This is a genomic window from Qipengyuania sp. SM2512 (assembly GCF_054954005.1).
Window position 1 is genome coordinate 1425091 of sequence record NZ_CM143134.1, and the last position, 15985, is coordinate 1441075.

Here is a 15985-nt window from a genome sequence, read left to right on the forward strand (position 1 = left end):
CGCCAATCGGGTCTTCGTGAAGCGGCCTAGGCCTCGATCTTGAGCAGCTTGATCGCCGCGCCGTCGAGCACCTGTCCGCCCACTCGCCTGGTGGCGTAGAAATGGACGAAGGGCTTGTTGGTGAAGGGATCGCGCAGGATCTGCGTCGCGCTGCGTTCGGCGATCAGGTAGCCGTGGCGGAAATTGCCGAAGGCGATCGGGCAGGCGCCCGCACCGACATCGGGCATGTCCTCGGCCTCGACCACCGGATAGCCCAGCAGCCGGTCGGGCTGGCCCTCGACCATTCCGGGTTGCCACAGGAAGCCGCCATCGAGCGTGCGCAGCTTGCGCACGCTGGCCAGCGTCGCCGAATTCATCACGAAGCTCGCGCCCTGGCGGTGGCCCGCCTTGAGCGTGTGGACCAGGTCGATCAGCCGCACCTCGGGCTCGCTGCCAAGGTCCGTGGCATTGCCCGAGCCGATATATTGCAGCGTGCCGAACGGGCGCACGCCATCCGCGGCGCTGGTCGCGGGAGCGTTGAGAAAGCCCTCGGGCTGGTCGAAGCCGGTCCCGTTGACGAAGGCGGCGCCCTCGGCGCGGGCGAATTCCATCGCGATCTCGGCCGCCAGCCAGGCCTCGAGATCGAACCCGGCATCGTCGAGCATCGCCTGGCTCGCCGCCGGATTGGCGTAGAGCTCGCCGCTCGGCGGAGCGATTTCGGCGAAATTCGGCGTGTCGGTCTCGGGCCTCGCCGCGGTCTCGCTGACCCAGCCGCTGGCGGTGCCGCCGGTGGTGACCAGCTTGCGATAGCCCGCGCTGCCGGTCTGGACCACCTGCGCGATGGCGCGGATCGGGCTGATTGCAGTCAGTTCGCGGGCGATGGCGGCGTCGATCTGGCGCGGCACGGCATAGCCGCCGTCGGCGGGCACCGTGCCGCTCAGCGATTTGACCTCGGCCTCGCGGCCGCGGCGCAGATAGCCGTCGACGAAGCCTTTCACTTCAGGGCTCTCGCTCTCGCCGCCCGCCAGCGCGGGCCGCACGGCGGCGCGGCCGATCCGGTCGACGCGCGCCTTCACCTCATCGACATCGGAACGTAGCGTCGCGATGGCGCTCTCGGCGCGGTCCTGCCGGGCGACCAGGTCGAAGCTCGCTTCGAGCGGGTCGGGCGCGGTGGCGGGATCGGTTTGGGGGAGGGGCATATCCATGGGGCAGTTCACCTTTCGTTGGGGAGGTGGTCGGGGTTGGAGCGTCAAAGCGGTGTGAGCCCCCGCGAAGGCGGGGGCCTCGGGCGGTCGTTCTCAAGGCAGTTGCGGAGCGCCGGAGGCACGAGGTCCCCGCCTTCGCGGGGACTCAGTTTGGGTCTCAGGAGTGAACCAAATGGACCCGCGCGCCGTGCTGGAGCGGGTGGGTGACAAGGCTGACCTCGAGCAGTTCGATCTCCGCGAGGATCCGCCCCGCGGGCGTCAGGCGATAGCCGCGGGCGCGGTAGCCGAAGCTCAGTCCGTCGACCTGGCGGAGCGCCAGCAGCGCGGCAGCGCGGCTGTGCGGCTGGCCGAGCGTCGCGATGATCCGAAGCCCGCGCGCATCCTCGCGGGCGTGCTCGACCCAGCCGATGCGCTGCTCGGGACGGTGCTGCCAGTAGAGTGCCAGCGGCGTGTTCCGCTCGGCGAGCGTGGCGGCAAAGGCACCGGGCAGGATGGTGTCGCGCGCGGCATCGGGCTTGCCAAACAGCGCGGCATACCCGGCGATGCGGATTCCTGACCCGCAAGCGCCATTTCTCCCCTCCCTTGAGGGAGGGGCCGGGGGTGGGTGTACGGCGCGAGTAGTTGAGGCCGAACCCCCACCCCTAACCCCTCCCCCCAGGGAGGGGGACTGGGAGGGGGATTGGAAGGGCAGCGATGTCGCGATCCCCCCGCTCATCCCAGCATCTCCGCCGCGCCCAGCCGGATCGCGATCCCGACCAGCAGCAGCGCCAGCACCCCGCGCACCAGCCACTCGATCGCCGCCTTCCAGGCGCTCGCCTTGGCATCGCGCCAGGCCGAGAGCAGCTCGCGCAATTCGTCGATATCGTCCTGCGCCTCGTCATCCCCGAGGCCCAGCCGCTTGAGCGCGCGCTGCGCCCCCAGCTCGCTCGCCTCCTCGACCATGGCGCGCAGGGTCACGATCGTAGCGCCCTCGGCGCGCGCCTGCGCCAGCAGCCGGGCGAGCATCTCCTCGGTGCTCATCGCGCGTCTCCCGATGCGGCGGTGGTGGCGGCGGCGGGCAGCCCCAGCAGCACCCGCTTCTCGTCGGCGGACAGGAAATCCGCCGCCGTCACCGTGCTCCACAGCGTCTCGCGGTCTTCCGCCAGCGCCGGCACATGATCGAGATCGACATGCATCGCCGCATCCGCGAACCACGGCGAGAGCCCCGCCGAGAGCGCGTCGAGCACGCGCTTGGCGAGCGGCAGCAGCGTGAGCCGCCACAGCGCGCGGTTGGCCTCGCGGTAATTGGCATAGGTGTTGTCCCCCGGCAGCCCGAGCAGCATCGGCGGCACCCCGAAGGCGAGCGCGATGTCGCGCGCCGCGCCAGCCTTGAGATTGGCGAAATCCATATCCGCGGGCGAGAGCGCCATCGCCTGCCACGACAACCCGCCCTCGAGCACCATCGGCCGCCCGGCATTGGCCGAGCCCTGGAAGGCATCCGCCAGCTCGCTCTTCAATCGCTCGAACTGCTCGGAGCTCAGCCCCGCCGCCTCGCCGCCGTCATAGACCAGCGCGCCCGAGGGCCGCGCCGCATTCTCGAGCAACGCGCGGTTCCAGGCCGAGGCGGCGTTGTGCACCGCCACCGCCTGCCGCGCGGCGCTCAGGCAGCCCGCGCCGTAGTGGTCGTCCGCGGGGTGGAAGCACTTCAGGTGCAGCAGATTGGGCCAGCCCGCCTCGTCCTCGAGCGCGATGGTCCGGCTGTGCTCGGCGAGCCGGTAGCGATAGGCCGCGGGCCAGCCATCCTCTCCCGCGACCACGCTCATCCGCTCGGGCCGCAGCGGGTAGAGCTCCACCGGCGCGCCCGCGCCGTCGCGCAGCACCTGCACATAGGCATTGCCGTGGAGCAGCATCTGCGCCGCCAGCACCTCGAGCAGCGGCTGGCCGGTGCAGGAGCGGTCGACCAGCTTCGCCAGCGCCGGATCGGCCACCGCCAGCGGCGCGCCGCCGACCCCCTCGGCGACGATCCGCACCGCGCGCTGCGCCACCGGATTGGCGAGATAGGCGGCCTGCACCGATTGCGCATAGTCGAACGCACTCTCGCGCGGCTCGCCGGCAAAGACGCTCGCCCAGGGCGAGACGAAACCGCGCGTCAAAGGCACGCGAACGGGCCCCGCGCCCTTGAAGGCGGAGGCCAGAGTGGTGAGGAAGGACATGGGGGTACCTTTCGCTGGAACGAGACGGTGGCTCGTTGTCGAAACTGTGGTTAGGATGGCTCGATGCGATTTGGGCTCTGTCTCGCATTTGTTTTTTCGTTGCAGGCTTGCACTGCTGAGCCTCACGGCCCGCCTGCCGATTGTGCGCTAGCGAAGGCGCAATTTCCGAGTTGTTACGAAAAGTATATCGAGAGCGAGGGAAGCACCTCCCTCGGTTTCGAAGCGATGTGGTATGCCTGCGTCCCACACTCGGAGCCGAAGGTCATAGAAGGTTCGTGGGCTTCGGATTTCGAATGGAACGCCTTCTTCGAGGGTCGTCACCCGACGCCGAGAGAGGCTTTTCCGGATGATCTGCCCCCCAGTTTGGCTTTCCGAAGCGGAGTGAACAGCCCTGAGCGAGCGGACAATGCTGCCCGTCTGTGGTCGATCAAGTTCATTGGTCGCGAAGAGACCTGCCGGCTATTCCCACATATCCCGCCGACATTCTTTGCGGAGGAAATCTTGGAGCAACGCCTGATCTGGGAGGTGGCGGGCTACCCCACTTATACGTTCGAACCGATTGGGCCTTAAAGACTACGTATTCGCGGCCTAACCCTTCTCCCAAGCATCAGTTCGGTCAGCGCCCAGACCAGCGCGTCGGCGCGATCTGGCGAGCGGCCGGGCCCCTCGTAGCCGCCGCCCGCCATCAGCCCGCACAATTGGTCTTCGAGCGCGGCGAACAGCGCGGAGTGGCGCACGCGGCCCGCTTCGTAGAGCATCGCCACCGGCTCGGCGCGGGCTGCCTTGCCGCGGCTGGCGTGGACCAGCTTCAGCGGCAGCGAGAATTCCGCCGCGCGCAGCACGCTGGCGACCATCGCGCCGCCCTGGTTGGCTTCGGCGACGACGCGGTCGGCGTGCCACGCCCGCGCCGCCTCGGCCACGCCGCGCGCCCAGCGCTCGGGCGAAGGCTTCGCCAGCGAGCAATCGGCGAGCACCAGCGCCACGCCGTCCGCGCCCAGCCCGGCGACCACGATGCCGCATTCGTCGCCATGGCTCGATGCGGGGGGATCGACCCCGACGACCACGCGCAGCAGCGCGGGCCGCTCGTCCTTCGCGTCCTCCGCGCGGCAGCGCTCGAGCAGCGAGCGCGACCACAGCGCCCCCTCGACATCCTCGAGCAGTTCGCCGAGCAGCTCCTGCCGCCCCAGCGCGGTGCCCGCGAAGTCGCGCTGCACCGCGTCCAGAAACCCCGGCGGGAGGTTGTCGGCATTGGCCGCGGTCGGCCCGCCGGTCAGCGCGATGGCGTCCTGCGCGATCAGCCGCCGCAGCAGCGGGACCGCGCGCGGGGTGGTGGTTGCGGCGACGCGCGGGTCGCGCCCGAGCCGCAATCCCAGCAGCAGATTGTTCCAGGCGGCCTCGGCCCGCCCGCCGCTCTGGTCCCATTTGGCGATCTCGTCGCCCCAGGCATGGCTGTGCTGCGGCCCGCGCAGGCTTTCGGGCTCGGCGGCAGAATAGAAGGTCGCGCGCGCGCCGCCGGGCCAGACCAGCTGCCGCCGCGAGGGCTCGAAGCGCGGTCGCTTGCGCGGCGAGGCGATCGCCAGCAGCCCGCTCTCGCCCTCGACCATCACCCGCCGCGCCTCGCCCAGCGAGGCGGCGACCAGCGCGATCCGCGCGGTCGGATCGGCCTCGGCAATGGCGCGGACCCATTCGGCGCCCGCGCGGGTCTTGCCGAACCCGCGCCCCGCCATGATCAGCCACAGATGCCAGGCTTCGGGCGGGGGCAACTGACCGGGATGCGCCCAGAGCCGCCAGTGGCGCCCGAGCGCGGCACGCTCGGCATGGGACAGCAGCCGCAGTTCCTCGCGGCGCTGCTCGGGCTCCAGCCCCAGCAGCGTCTCGGCGCGGTCAGACCGGCTCATGGTCGCGGCTTTCGAGAACGGGTTCGGGCGTGCTCTCCGGGGCAATCTCGGGCGCGGTGTCGTGCGCGAGGATCAGCGCATTGGCCGCGCGGCGATTGCGCATGTCGTCGATGAAGGTGTCGATCCGGTCGAACACCGCCTGCTCGTCCTCCTCTTCCTCGCGGAAGGCGCGCTCGCGGGCCACCGTCTCGCGGTGCGCGGCGAGCAGCCGCAGCGCCGAGGCGACATCCATCTTGTGCTTGGGTTCGGGGTCGCGAAGATAGCCCAGCACCTCCATCTCGAGATGCTGATAGCCCTCGATCAGCGCCGCCAGCCAGCGCGCCGCGAACCCCGGATCCTCGCGCCGCAGCGCATAGGCCTTGCCCGGCACCACCCGGGCGCGCCACGCCGCGGCGGTGACGTTGGAGGTCTCGGCCAGCGCTTCGAGAAAGCGATCCGGCCATTCGGTTGCGACGGTTCGCGCCCCGCGCCGCCTGCGGACCACGCGCCCGGTGGCGGTTCTGGTGTCCTGATAGCGCTGCAGGAACGCCGGATTGGTGCTCGCGCGGCTGTAGACGGTGGTGGGGTGGATCCCGGTCAACCGGGCGGCAGCGGCGACGGACAGGCCGCTACGCAGCGCGGCGAAGAATTCGGGCTCCCACGGGCGCGGCTGGTCCTTGGCTGGTTTGGTGTCGGTCATGGCTGGGGTTTCCGGAAGCTGGGGCGAGCGGGGCGACCCGATGCGTCCGGACCGAGGGGTTTGGGCCAGACACGCGAACGGGCGGCGCCGGAATGACCGGCCCGCCCGAAATCGAATCACACTATCGCGATGTTCCGGATCTCTAACCTTAGAGCGTCGCAATGTCAAGCATTAAAAACCAAATAGGTTAGAGAGAGCGCGGTCAGTGGGGCCATCGATCCCGCTTGCCAGCACTCTCCGCAGCCCGTAACCGGCGCGCTATCTTGCGGGATGAAGGGCCGGGTCGGATGCTGCGCAGTCTCTACAATTGGACGCTCGAGAAGGCTGCGCATCCGCATGCGCTGTGGTGGCTTGCCGCCTTCAGCTTCATCGAATCGAGCTTCTTCCCGATCCCGCCGCACCCGCTGCTCGGGCTGATGTGTCTCGCTGAGCCCAAAAAGGCGATCCGCTTCGCCGCAGTCTGCACCGGCGCCTCGGTGCTGGGCGGATTGTTCGGCTATCTGATCGGCTGGGGGCTCTACGACACGATCGGCGCCTGGCTGATCGGCGCGCTCGGGTTGACCGAGGCCTTCCCCGTCGCCGCCTGCCACTTGCGCGAATATGATTTCGAGGCGATCCTGATCGCCGGCGCCACCCCGGTACCCTTCAAGCTGCTGACCATCACCGCCGGCTTCATCGGGATGAACCTGGTCACCTTCGTGCTCGCGAGCATCGTCGGACGCGGGCTGATCTTCATGACCGTGGGTGTCTTGTTCCGCCTGTTCGGGGCGCCAATCAAGCTGTTCATCGACAAATACCTCGGTCTGCTCACCACGCTGTTCGTGCTGCTGCTGGTCGGCGGGATCCTCGCGGTCACGATGATCGACACCGGCGATGATGAAGGCGCGTCCGGCCCCTGCTCGCAGGCGACCGAGGTGAACCCGCTGGCGTAACGCGCGGAGGGCATGCCCTCCGGTCTCGTCATTGCGAGCCGCCGCAGGAGGCGCGGCAATCCACGGCCCGGCCGCGCCGCCCGGTCAGCCCTCGAACTTGATTTCCAGCGTGATCTCGGTGTCGAGCAGCCGCGAAATCGGGCAGCCGGCCTTCGCTTCCTGCGCCAGCTCGTCGAACTTGTCGCGAGCCATTCCGGCAACCTTGCCCTTGGTCGACAGCGCCGATCTGTTTACCTTGAACCCGGCATCGTCCTTTTCCAGCGTGACCTCGGCGCTGGTCGCCACCGAGCCGTCCTCGAACCCGGCCTCGGCCAGCTTGAACGACAGCGCCATGGTGAAACACGCCGCATGCGCTGCGGCGATCAGCTCCTCGGGATTGGTCCCGGCCTTGTCCTCGAAGCGGGTCTCGAAGCCATAAGGCTGCGCCGACAGCGCCCCCGATCCGGTCGAGATATGGCCCTTGCCCTCTTTTCCGAGCCCCTGATAGCTGGCGCTGGCGGTGTTGGTGGTCTTCATAATGCGTCTCCTTCACAGGAGAGACGCCCCGGTGGGGGGCGATGTTCCGGGGGCGGGGTTGCCGCTCCCCGTTCTGCCTCAGATAATTCCCACCGCCTTGCCCGCGCGCTCGAAGATTTGCAGGATCGTCGCGACCTCTTCCTCGCTGTGCTCGGCGCAGAGCGAGCAGCGCAGCAGCGTCATATTCGCAGGGGTCGCGGGCGGGCGCGCGAGGTTGACGTAGAGCCCCTCTTTCAGCAGCGCCTCCCACATCGTCGCGCCCTTTTCCAGATCGGGCATAATCACCGCGATGATCGCGCTCTGCGCCTCGGGCGTGCCCAGCGAGAAGCCGAGTTCGCGCAGCCCGGCGTGGAGATTGCGCGAATTCTCCCACAGATGCGCGCGCTTGTTGGAACCATGCATCAACTTGCGGATACTGGTCGCGGCCGTCGCGACCACGCTGGGGGGCAGGCTGGCGGTGAAGACATAGGGGCGGCACACCAGCCGCATGATCTCGAATTTGGGATGGTTTGAGACGCAGAAGCCGCCCACCGTGCCCACGCTCTTGGAGAAGGTGCCGATGATGAAATCGACGTCGTCGATCACCCCCTGGTCCTCGCAGACCCCGCGGCCGTGCTCGCCGATGAAGCCCATCGAATGCGCCTCGTCGACCAGCACCATCGCGCCGTTCTCCTTGCAGATGCGGACCATCTCCTTGAGCGGCGCGACATCGCCGAGCATCGAATAGACGCCTTCGAGGACGACCAGCTTGCCCGCGCCGGCGGGGATCCGCTTGAGCCGTTTTTCCAGTGCCGCGACGTCATTGTGCTTGAACGGCACGACCTCGGCATTGCCCAGCGCGCAGCCGTCCCAGATCGAGGCGTGGCTGTCGATGTCGAGCACCACGTAATCGCCCTTGCCGGCGATGGTCGAGATGATCCCCAGATTGGCCTGGTAGCCGGTCGAGAACACCATGGCGTGATCCATGGCGTAGAATTCGCGCAAGGCATCCTCGCACTCGCGGTGGCCCTGGTAGGTTCCGTTGAGCACCCGGCTGCCGGTGGTGCCGCTGCCGAAGTCCGTAAGTGCCTGTTTTCCGGCCTCGATCACGTCGGGATCGAAGGTCATCCCCATGTAATTGTAGGTGCCGAGCAGGATGGTCTCGCGCCCGTTGCAAATGGCGCGGGTGGGGGAGAGAACCTTCTCCATCACCAGGTTGAACGGGTCCTCGATCCCGGTGTCGAGCACGCTCTGGCGCATCGCGATGAAATCGTCGAACTTGCTGAACAGATCGGGCGATTCGCCGGTCAGCTCGGGCGGCTGGTCGGCCTGGATGATGCCCTCGCTCATGCGCCCGCCTCCCGCGCGGCCTCGAGCCGGTGGACCGCATCGATAAGCTGGCCCCAGCGCTCGATTTCGGCCTGCTCGTTCATCGTGATGATGATATCGAACTCGTCCTCGATCGCGGCGACGAAATCCATCACGGTCAGGCTGTCGAACTCGAGATCATTCTGGAACGAGGTGTCCTCGGCGATGGCGACGCCCTTGGTGTTGAAGGGCGCAACCTGCGTGCGGATGCGACTGTCGACTTCGGCTCTGTCCATTATCCATGGTCCAATTCTGTCTGGCGGCGGAGACGATATCCCCCGCCGCATAGGCGCGGGTCAAAGCGGCTCGACCGCCCGCTTGTCAAGCGTCCGCCTCCTCTGCGGCGAGCGATGGCGGCAAGCGGATGAAGCGCGGCTGAAGTGCTCAATCGCCCAGCAGCGCCTTCACCGCCGCCATGAAAGGGCCGATCGAGACAGGCTTGGCGAGATAGTCGCTCGCGCCGGCATCGCGGATCCGCTCCTCGTCGCCCTTGCCGGCATAGGCGGTGACCGCCAGCATCGGTGTCTGCGCGAAGGCAGGATCCTGCTTGAGCTGTGCGATCAGGTCGATGCCGGAGATATTGGGCAGCTGGATATCCATGATCACCAGCTGCGGATCGTACTTCCTCGCGGTCTCCACCACGTTCTGCCCGTCGGCCACCGGCACCACTTCATAGCCATTGGCCTTCAACACGTCACAAAACAGCTTACGGTTGAGGTCGTTGTCCTCGACAACCATGATTCTCTTTGCCACGGACCACGCTCCTGCTCGCTATCCGGCGGGCGTTAGGGCTTTCACGGGAGGCTGACAATTCTTGAGCGCAGACAGGCCGGCGAGACAGGCACAGGCTCGGGCACGGGTAAAGCCGAAGCGCTGGCCCTGGCCGCGCTGGTGTGGATACTCGAGGACGAGCGCCGCGCCGAACGGCTGCTGACGCTCTCGGGTCTCACGCCGGACCAGCTGCGCGACGGGCTGACCGACCCCGCGGTGCTTTCGGCGGTGCTCGACTTCCTCGCCGCGCACGAACCCGACCTGCTTGCCGCCGCCGAGGCGCTTGGCGTTCCCCCCCAGCGGATCATTGCCGCGCAACGGAGCCTTTCCGCATGAACCGCCCGCTGGTAATTTCCGATTGCGACGAGGTGCTGCTGCACATGGTCGCGCATTTCCGCGACTGGCTGGGTGAGGAGACGCAGGTCGATTTCCGGATGGATGGCGCCGATTTCGGCACCGCGATGCGCTGGCGCGACAGCGGTGAGCCGCTCGAGCAAAAGGACATCTGGCGCTATCTCGGCCAGTTCTTCGACACCCAGATGGATCGGCAATTGCCCATCATCGGCGCGATCGACGGGATCAACACGCTCGCCGAGAAAGCCGATGTGGTGATCCTCACCAATCTCACCGACGAACACCAGCTGCATCGCGTCGAACAGCTCGCCAAGCATGGCGTGAACGCCAAGGTCTACACCAACCAGGGCCCCAAGGGTCCCGCGCTGCAGCGCATCCTCGCCGAATACGAGCCCAGCCGGGCGATCTTCATCGACGACCTGCCGCAGCACCACCAGTCGGCGCGCGAAACGCTCGCCGCCGATATCACCACGCTGCATCTGTGCGGCGAGCCGGCGCTGGCGCCGCATATCGACTGCGCGCACCAGGCCGGCCACGCCGACGCCCGCATCGACGACTGGGCCACCGCGCTGCCCTGGCTGCTCGACCGTATCGAAGGAAAACCCTCATGAGCATATCCGCCCGCCTCGAAACCCTCGGCATCGACCTCCCCAAAGCCGCCGCCCCCGTCGCCAGCTACCAGCCGCTGGTGGTGCAGGGCGGCTGGTGCTTCGTCTCGGGGCAATTGCCCTTCATCAACGGCGCGCTGGTGACCGGGAAGCTGGGGGCGGATGTAAGCCTCGAGCGCGGCCAGCAGGCGGCGCGCGCCTGCGGGCTGATGATCCTCGCGCAGCTCGAGGCCGCAGGCCTGCTCGAGCGAGTCACGCAGGTCGTCAAGCTGGGCGGCTTCGTCGCCTCGACGCCCGAATTCACCGACCAGCCCAAGGTGGTCAACGGCGCCTCGGACCTGATGTTCGAGGTGTTCGGCGAGAGCGGCCGCCACGCGCGCAGCGCGGTCGGCGTGCCCGTGCTGCCGCTCGACGCCGCGGTCGAAGTGGACGCCATCCTTGCCGTTCGCGACGCTTGATCGCCTGCTGACCACGCCGCCCGACCCCGCGCGGGTCGGCTGGCTGCGCGACTGGACCTTCGCGCATCGCGGGCTCCATTCGGATGGCGTGCCCGAGAACTCGCTCGCCGCCTTCGCGGGCGCGATCGCGGCCGGCTATGGCGTCGAATGCGATATCCAGCGCAGCCGCGACGGCGAGGCGATGCTGCTCCACGATTGGGAGCTCGAGCGGCTGACCGGGGTGGATGGGCCGCTGGCGGCGCACAGCGCGCAGGAACTGGGACAGATCGCGTTTCTCGATACCGAGCACCGCATCGCCCGGCTGGGAGACCTGCTTGAACTGGTCGCGGGCCAGGTGCCCATCCTGATCGAACTCAAGTCGCGCGCCGGCTACGACGTCAAGCGCTCGTGCCGTGCGGTTGCGCGGGCGCTGGAAGGCTACCAGGGTGCGGTTGCGGTTATGAGTTTTGACCCGCGTGTGCCGAAATGGTTTGCGAAGCATGCGCCAGAGCCGGTGCGCGGGCTGGTCATCAAGGAGACCGCCGACGGTCCGACGCCGCACCGCTGGCAGCGCCACCTCGCGCTCTGGCACGCGCAGCCCGAATTCGTCGCCTACGACATCCGCGCGCTGCCCAATCCGCTGTCGGTCAGCCTGCGCGCGCGCGGTTTCCCGCTGCCGAGCTGGACCGTCGACACGCCCGAAAAGGCGCGCCACGCCGCGCTCCACGCCGATGCCCCCATCGCCGAGGGCGAGGGCTTCGCATGAGCGACGCCTCGCTGGTTGCAAAAGTCGGTGGCTCGGTGGGCGCTTTCGCCCGGGCCGATTGGGACGCGCTCGACCCCTCGGGCAATCCCTTCGTTTCGCACGCCTTCCTGACCGCGCTGGAGGATTCGGGCAGCGTCGGCGCGGGCACCGGCTGGCAGGCGGCACCGATCGTCATCGAGGATGCGCAGGGAACCCTGCGCGCCGCCATGCCCGCCTATCTCAAGAGCCACAGCCAGGGCGAATATGTCTTCGATCACAGCTGGGGCGACGCCTATCAGCGCGCGGGCGGGCGCTATTACCCCAAGCTGCAGATTGCCGCGCCCTTCACCCCCGCCACCGGCCCGCGGCTGCTGATGACGGACGAGGCGCTGGCCGGGCCGCTGCTCGCGGCTGCAGAGCAGCTCTGCGCGCAGAACGGGTTTTCCTCCGCCCATGCGACCTTCATCGAGGCGGGCCAGCACAAGCTGTTCGAGCAGGCGGGCTGGATGCTGCGCCACGACGTCCAGTTTCACTGGCACAATCGCGATTACGCGGGTTTCGACGATTTTCTCGCCGACCTGTCCTCGCGCAAGCGCAAGGATCTGCGCAAGGAGCGCGCCGCGGCGCAGGGCGCGGTGACCATCCGGCGCCTGCGCGGTGCCGAGATCCGGCCCGAGCACTGGGACGCGTTCTGGATTTTCTATCAGGACACCGGCGCGCGCAAATGGGGGACGCCCTATCTCACCCGCGAGGCCTTCGACCTGTTCCAGCAGCGGATGGGCGATGCGCTGTTGCTGGTGCTCGCCTTCGAGGACGATGAGCCGGTGGCGGGTGCGCTCAATTTCATCGGGCGCGACGCGCTCTACGGCCGCTATTGGGGCTGCACGAAGGACATCCGCTTCCTCCATTTCGAGCTGTGCTATTATCAGGCGATCGACGCGGCGATCGAACTTGGCCTGACCCGCGTCGAGGCTGGCGCGCAGGGCGGGCACAAGCTGGCGCGGGGCTATGAACCCGTCACCACCGTCTCGGCGCACTGGATCGCCGAACCCGGATTTCGCGCGGCGGTGGAGGATTTCCTCGCCCGCGAGCGCGAAGGCGTGGCGCAGGACAAGATGTTTCTCGGCGAGCGGACGCCCTTTCGCAAAGGCTAGGGCCGCGCGGTCGAACTAGGCGGCGCAGCGGCCTTCCATTCCCAGCCATTCGCGCGCCCGGCGCTGGGCTTCGGCGATTTCGCGCGCGGTCATCTCGTCCGCAATATCGGCGCGGCACCAGGCGGCTTCGTCGTGACCGCGCGAGGCGGCGATGTTGAACCATTTGTGCGCCTCGACCATGTCGCAGACCACCCCGTGGCTGCCGGTCGAGAACGCGACCCCCAGATCGTAGAGCGCATCCACGCTGCCGCCGGTGAAGGCTGCGAGACATTCCGCGATCAGCGCATCCGCCTCTCCTCCCTGAACCACTTCGGCGCATCCGCCCTCGATTGCCTTGAATTGCATCGAATTTCCCCCGTTCGGGCCGGCACCCTCTTCAGCCGACGCTCCATGCCTCCCAACTTATGGTCAAGAAAAGGTTAACGCGGCGCTCGAAAAGCGGGCCGGCGCGCGTGGCAAGCGAGGGGAAACCGCAACAGCTGGGGTGCCGGCGCGGGCGGTCCCGGCATTGCCGCTTGTGCCGCCCCTGAGCCGAGCCTATAGGCCGCGCCCAACGGATACTCGTGGGCGCCGCCGGAAAGATCCGGGGCGAGTGGGTCGGCGGTGGTCCGGTACGAATAGAGGGTTGAAACAACGGGATAGAGGTCGATGGTCGGGACGGCGTCCGCAGAAAAAGCAGACAAGGAAGAGCTGGTCCGGATCAGGCAGACGGTCGGCAACGACTATCTGCCCGGCGAGGACGAGCCGTATATGTCTCAGCGCCAGCTCGACTATTTCCGGATGCTGCTGCTCGAGTGGAAGCGATCGATCCGCAATTCCGCCGAGCACACGCTGCAATCGCTCCAGGACGGTCCGATCCGCGAGCCCGATGTCGCCGACCGCGCGTCGAGCGAGACCGACTGGGGGATCGAACTGCGCACCCGCGACCGGCAGCGCAAGGTCACCGCCAAGATCGACGCCGCGCTGCGCCGGATCGACGAAGGCGAATATGGCTATTGCGAAGTGACCGGCGATCCCATCGGCCTGAAGCGGCTGATCGCGCGCCCGGTGGCGACCATGACGGTCGAGGCGCAGGAGGCGCACGAGCGCCGCGAGAAGATTTCCCGCGACGACTGAAGCAAGGCCCGCAAAGGGGCGGACAATCGCGCTACTGCTTACTCTTTGTTCAGCCTTTGTTGCTAGCCAGAAGCCGGTCGCACAAATAGCGCGGGCATCACATCCGGCGCGAGCGCACAAGAGGAATTCACCACCATGTCCGCTGTCGATACGCGAAATCTGGATCGCGACAGCCTGTTCCTGATGGCGCAGATCAGCTTCGACGGGAGAGGCGAATCCGTGCGCGGCAAGGTTCGCAATCTTTCGGCCGGCGGAATGATGGTCGAGGGTGAATTCGAGGTCGAACGCGGTACTCGCCTCACCGCCGAACTGCGCAATGTCGGCAAGGTGAAGGGCAATGTCGCCTGGGTCCAGGGTTCGCGCATCGGCGTGGCTTTCGACAAGGAAATCGATCCCAAGCTCGCCCGCGCCCCGGTCGGCACCAAGGGATCGGAAGTGCCTTCTTTTGCCCGCCCGGTGCTCGACGCTCCGAGATATGACGGCACGGATCGCAGCATCCGCCGGATTTAGGCGCGCGCCTGCAGCTTGCTGCTGACGCACGGTCGGCCACCTGCTAGGCCTCGGCGCCAATCATGCGCCCCCTTTTTGCATCGTCCTTTCTGATCGCGCCGCTCCTGATGGCGCTGGCCGCCTGCAGCGCGAGCGAGGGCGACGGCGTGACCGATGTGGCGATCATCGGCACCCAACAGGGCCTCTTTGCCGACGGACTGCGCCTGCCCTTCGAAGGCCAGCACCTGCGTGCTGCGACGCGGCAGGGGCTGGTTGCGCTCGACGAGCAGGGACAGGTCGTGCCCGCCATAGCCGAACGCTGGATCGTGACCGACGATGGCGAAAGCTACATCTTCCGGATCCGCGAATTCGACTTCCCCGATGGCGACCGCCTGACCGCCCAAGCGGTGCGCGCCTCGCTCAACCGTACGCTTGCCGCGCTCGAGGGCACCACCATGGGGCTCGACCTCGCCAAGATTCGCGACGTGCGGGCGATGACCGGGCGCGTGGTCGAAATCCGCCTCAACAGCCCGATGCCCGATCTGCTGCAATTGCTCGCCCAGCCCGAAATGGGGCTGGTGCTCGGCGAAGCGGAGGTCGGCCCGATGCGCTTCGCCCGCGATGGCGCAGCCGCCGATCTCACCCCGCTGCGGCCCGAGGAACGCGGCCTGCCCCAGCAACCCGATTGGGAGGAGGCAGTGAACCCGGTGCGGGTCTATGCGGTCGATGCCCGCGAGGCGACCGACGGCTTTTCCTCGGGCCGCTACGATCTGGTGCTCAACGGCCGGCTGGTCGATCTGCCGCTGGCGGATATCGGTGCTCTGGCGCGCGGGACCATCCGTTTCGATGCCGCTCGGGGGCTGTTCGGTCTCGATATCCGCCGCGCCACCGGATTTCTGAGCGCCCCCACCAATCGCGAGGCGCTCTCGATGGCGCTCGACCGCCCAGCGCTGATCGAGCCGTTCAACATCGGCGGCTGGATTCCGACCACCCGGGTGGTCGCGCCCGGCCTGCCCAATGACGATGGCTCGGTTCCCGAACGCTGGATCGCGCTGTCGATCGAGGAACGCCGCGCCGAGGCGGCGCGGCGAGTGGCGGCCTGGGAGGCGCAGAACGATGCCGAGGTCTCGCTGCGGCTCGCGCTGCCCGAAGGGCCGGGGTCGGACATCCTGTTCGATGAACTGGCGGGGCAATATGGCGAGATCGGAGTTGCGCTGGAGCGCGTCGGGATGGAAGATCGCAGCGATCTGGCCTTGCGCGACCGGGTGGCGCGCTACGCCGGGGCGCGCTGGTTCCTGAACCAGTTCAACTGCGCAGTGTCGCGCGCGCTGTGTTCCCCCGATGTCGATTTCCTCGTCGAACTCGCCGCCGAATCGCGCGATCCCGCCGAACAGGTGAGCTATCTCGCCGAAGCGGAAACCGCCTTTGCCGCCTTCAATGGCTACATCCCCATCGGCGCACCGATCCGCTGGTCGCTGGCGCGCGCGGAAGTGGTCGGCTTCTCCGAGAACCCCTGGAACTTCCACCCCTTGTTCCCGCTTTCGCGCGCGCCCATGTAGAGCC

At 67.8% G+C, this 15985-nt stretch carries 20 protein-coding genes; 9 read left to right on the forward strand and 11 right to left on the reverse strand.

The features are described from left to right. Positions 1-26: 26 nt before the first annotated feature. From ACQ5J0_RS07220 to ACQ5J0_RS07245, 6 genes are all read right to left on the reverse strand, one after another. Positions 27-1184, reverse strand: coding sequence for a phage major capsid protein (locus tag ACQ5J0_RS07220; protein ID WP_462569893.1), 1158 nt, complete (start codon positions 1182-1184; stop codon positions 27-29). A gap of 157 nt (positions 1185-1341) precedes the next feature. Further along, positions 1342-1899: an HK97 family phage prohead protease gene (locus ACQ5J0_RS07225; RefSeq protein ID WP_462569894.1), complete on the reverse strand. Its 558-nt coding sequence runs from the start codon at positions 1897-1899 to the stop codon at positions 1342-1344. Then, positions 1896-2204: a DUF6127 family protein gene (locus tag ACQ5J0_RS07230; RefSeq protein WP_462569895.1), complete on the reverse strand. Its 309-nt coding sequence runs from the start codon at positions 2202-2204 to the stop codon at positions 1896-1898. Before ACQ5J0_RS07230 ends, ACQ5J0_RS07225 begins: the two co-directional genes overlap by 4 nt. Further along, a complete protein-coding gene (locus ACQ5J0_RS07235; protein WP_462569896.1) occupies positions 2201-3376 on the reverse strand; it encodes a phage portal protein in 1176 nt (391 codons plus the stop codon). The genes ACQ5J0_RS07230 and ACQ5J0_RS07235 overlap by 4 nt, the downstream gene beginning before the upstream one ends. Before the next feature lie 566 nt (positions 3377-3942). Next, positions 3943-5274, reverse strand: a complete 1332-nt coding sequence (locus ACQ5J0_RS07240; RefSeq protein ID WP_462569897.1) for a DNA-packaging protein — start codon at positions 5272-5274, stop codon at positions 3943-3945. Continuing rightward, the gene (locus ACQ5J0_RS07245; RefSeq protein ID WP_462569898.1) at positions 5261-5953 is read right to left on the reverse strand and encodes a hypothetical protein; all 693 of its coding nucleotides are present in this window, start codon (positions 5951-5953) and stop codon (positions 5261-5263) included. The genes ACQ5J0_RS07240 and ACQ5J0_RS07245 overlap by 14 nt, the downstream gene beginning before the upstream one ends. Before the next feature lie 287 nt (positions 5954-6240). On the opposite strand from ACQ5J0_RS07245, the gene ACQ5J0_RS07250 reads away from it, so the two are divergent. Next, entirely contained in the window at positions 6241-6885 is a 645-nt protein-coding gene (locus ACQ5J0_RS07250; RefSeq protein ID WP_462569899.1) for a YqaA family protein, read from the forward strand. An 84-nt stretch (positions 6886-6969) separates the two neighbouring features. On the opposite strand, the gene ACQ5J0_RS07255 is transcribed toward ACQ5J0_RS07250, so the two are convergent. From ACQ5J0_RS07255 to ACQ5J0_RS07270, 4 genes are all read right to left on the reverse strand, one after another. After that, positions 6970-7401, reverse strand: coding sequence for an OsmC family protein (locus ACQ5J0_RS07255; protein ID WP_462569900.1), 432 nt, complete (start codon positions 7399-7401; stop codon positions 6970-6972). 78 nt (positions 7402-7479) lie between these two features. Next, positions 7480-8730 carry a serine palmitoyltransferase gene (gene spt, locus ACQ5J0_RS07260; RefSeq protein WP_462569901.1) on the reverse strand — a complete coding sequence of 417 codons (1251 nt, stop codon included), beginning with the start codon at positions 8728-8730 and terminating at the stop codon, positions 7480-7482. Continuing rightward, a complete protein-coding gene (locus tag ACQ5J0_RS07265) occupies positions 8727-8984 on the reverse strand; it encodes an acyl carrier protein (RefSeq protein ID WP_462569902.1) in 258 nt (85 codons plus the stop codon). Before ACQ5J0_RS07265 ends, spt begins: the two co-directional genes overlap by 4 nt. Before the next feature lie 148 nt (positions 8985-9132). Then, a complete protein-coding gene (locus ACQ5J0_RS07270; RefSeq protein WP_462569904.1) occupies positions 9133-9501 on the reverse strand; it encodes a response regulator in 369 nt (122 codons plus the stop codon). Between the two features lie 120 nt (positions 9502-9621). Here ACQ5J0_RS07270 and ACQ5J0_RS07275 point away from each other — a divergent pair, with 120 nt between their 5' ends. From ACQ5J0_RS07275 to ACQ5J0_RS07295, 5 genes are read left to right on the forward strand one after another with little or no spacing between them, the layout of a single operon-like run. Further along, on the forward strand, positions 9622-9855 hold the full coding sequence (locus ACQ5J0_RS07275) for a DUF3572 family protein (RefSeq protein ID WP_462570074.1): 234 nt from the start codon (positions 9622-9624) through the stop codon (positions 9853-9855). After that, positions 9852-10484, forward strand: coding sequence for an HAD family hydrolase (locus ACQ5J0_RS07280; RefSeq protein ID WP_462569905.1), 633 nt, complete (start codon positions 9852-9854; stop codon positions 10482-10484). Before ACQ5J0_RS07275 ends, ACQ5J0_RS07280 begins: the two co-directional genes overlap by 4 nt. Then, entirely contained in the window at positions 10481-10939 is a 459-nt protein-coding gene (locus ACQ5J0_RS07285; protein WP_462569906.1) for a RidA family protein, read from the forward strand. The genes ACQ5J0_RS07280 and ACQ5J0_RS07285 overlap by 4 nt, the downstream gene beginning before the upstream one ends. Beyond that, a complete protein-coding gene (locus ACQ5J0_RS07290) occupies positions 10920-11684 on the forward strand; it encodes a glycerophosphodiester phosphodiesterase family protein (protein WP_462569907.1) in 765 nt (254 codons plus the stop codon). The genes ACQ5J0_RS07285 and ACQ5J0_RS07290 overlap by 20 nt, the downstream gene beginning before the upstream one ends. Then, complete coding sequence (locus ACQ5J0_RS07295; RefSeq protein ID WP_462569908.1) at positions 11681-12817, forward strand: GNAT family N-acetyltransferase; 1137 nt, start codon at positions 11681-11683, stop codon at positions 12815-12817. Before ACQ5J0_RS07290 ends, ACQ5J0_RS07295 begins: the two co-directional genes overlap by 4 nt. A 15-nt stretch (positions 12818-12832) precedes the next feature. Here the strand turns inward: ACQ5J0_RS07295 and ACQ5J0_RS07300 are convergent, their stop codons facing one another. Continuing rightward, a complete protein-coding gene (locus ACQ5J0_RS07300; protein ID WP_462569909.1) occupies positions 12833-13162 on the reverse strand; it encodes an SEL1-like repeat protein in 330 nt (109 codons plus the stop codon). Between the two features lie 303 nt (positions 13163-13465). Here ACQ5J0_RS07300 and dksA point away from each other — a divergent pair, with 303 nt between their 5' ends. The 3 genes from dksA (at position 13466) to ACQ5J0_RS07315 (ending at position 15981) form a co-directional block, all read left to right on the forward strand. Beyond that, positions 13466-13933: an RNA polymerase-binding protein DksA gene (gene dksA, locus ACQ5J0_RS07305; RefSeq protein ID WP_462569910.1), complete on the forward strand. Its 468-nt coding sequence runs from the start codon at positions 13466-13468 to the stop codon at positions 13931-13933. 135 nt (positions 13934-14068) lie between these two features. Further along, a complete protein-coding gene (locus ACQ5J0_RS07310) occupies positions 14069-14443 on the forward strand; it encodes a PilZ domain-containing protein (RefSeq protein WP_462569911.1) in 375 nt (124 codons plus the stop codon). 62 nt (positions 14444-14505) lie between these two features. Then, positions 14506-15981: an ABC transporter substrate-binding protein gene (locus tag ACQ5J0_RS07315; protein ID WP_462569912.1), complete on the forward strand. Its 1476-nt coding sequence runs from the start codon at positions 14506-14508 to the stop codon at positions 15979-15981. The last annotated feature ends 4 nt before the right edge of the window (positions 15982-15985 follow it).

Bases quoted from the DNA above. Each gene is read 5' to 3' on its own strand.
- ACQ5J0_RS07220 (WP_462569893.1), bottom strand. From the start codon at position 1,184: ATGGATATGCCCCTCCCCCAAACCGATCCCGCCACCGCGCCCGACCCG.
- ACQ5J0_RS07225 (WP_462569894.1), bottom strand. From the start codon at position 1,899: ATGAGCGGGGGGATCGCGACATCGCTGCCCTTCCAATCCCCCTCCCAG.
- ACQ5J0_RS07230 (WP_462569895.1), bottom strand. From the start codon at position 2,204: ATGAGCACCGAGGAGATGCTCGCCCGGCTGCTGGCGCAGGCGCGCGCC.
- ACQ5J0_RS07235 (WP_462569896.1), bottom strand. From the start codon at position 3,376: ATGTCCTTCCTCACCACTCTGGCCTCCGCCTTCAAGGGCGCGGGGCCC.
- ACQ5J0_RS07240 (WP_462569897.1), bottom strand. From the start codon at position 5,274: ATGAGCCGGTCTGACCGCGCCGAGACGCTGCTGGGGCTGGAGCCCGAG.
- ACQ5J0_RS07245 (WP_462569898.1), bottom strand. From the start codon at position 5,953: ATGACCGACACCAAACCAGCCAAGGACCAGCCGCGCCCGTGGGAGCCC.
- ACQ5J0_RS07250 (WP_462569899.1), top strand. From the start codon at position 6,241: ATGCTGCGCAGTCTCTACAATTGGACGCTCGAGAAGGCTGCGCATCCG.
- ACQ5J0_RS07255 (WP_462569900.1), bottom strand. From the start codon at position 7,401: ATGAAGACCACCAACACCGCCAGCGCCAGCTATCAGGGGCTCGGAAAA.
- spt (WP_462569901.1), bottom strand. From the start codon at position 8,730: ATGAGCGAGGGCATCATCCAGGCCGACCAGCCGCCCGAGCTGACCGGC.
- ACQ5J0_RS07265 (WP_462569902.1), bottom strand. From the start codon at position 8,984: ATGGACAGAGCCGAAGTCGACAGTCGCATCCGCACGCAGGTTGCGCCC.
- ACQ5J0_RS07280 (WP_462569905.1), top strand. From the start codon at position 9,852: ATGAACCGCCCGCTGGTAATTTCCGATTGCGACGAGGTGCTGCTGCAC.
- ACQ5J0_RS07285 (WP_462569906.1), top strand. From the start codon at position 10,481: ATGAGCATATCCGCCCGCCTCGAAACCCTCGGCATCGACCTCCCCAAA.
- ACQ5J0_RS07295 (WP_462569908.1), top strand. From the start codon at position 11,681: ATGAGCGACGCCTCGCTGGTTGCAAAAGTCGGTGGCTCGGTGGGCGCT.
- ACQ5J0_RS07300 (WP_462569909.1), bottom strand. From the start codon at position 13,162: ATGCAATTCAAGGCAATCGAGGGCGGATGCGCCGAAGTGGTTCAGGGA.
- dksA (WP_462569910.1), top strand. From the start codon at position 13,466: ATGGTCGGGACGGCGTCCGCAGAAAAAGCAGACAAGGAAGAGCTGGTC.
- ACQ5J0_RS07310 (WP_462569911.1), top strand. From the start codon at position 14,069: ATGTCCGCTGTCGATACGCGAAATCTGGATCGCGACAGCCTGTTCCTG.
- ACQ5J0_RS07315 (WP_462569912.1), top strand. From the start codon at position 14,506: ATGCGCCCCCTTTTTGCATCGTCCTTTCTGATCGCGCCGCTCCTGATG.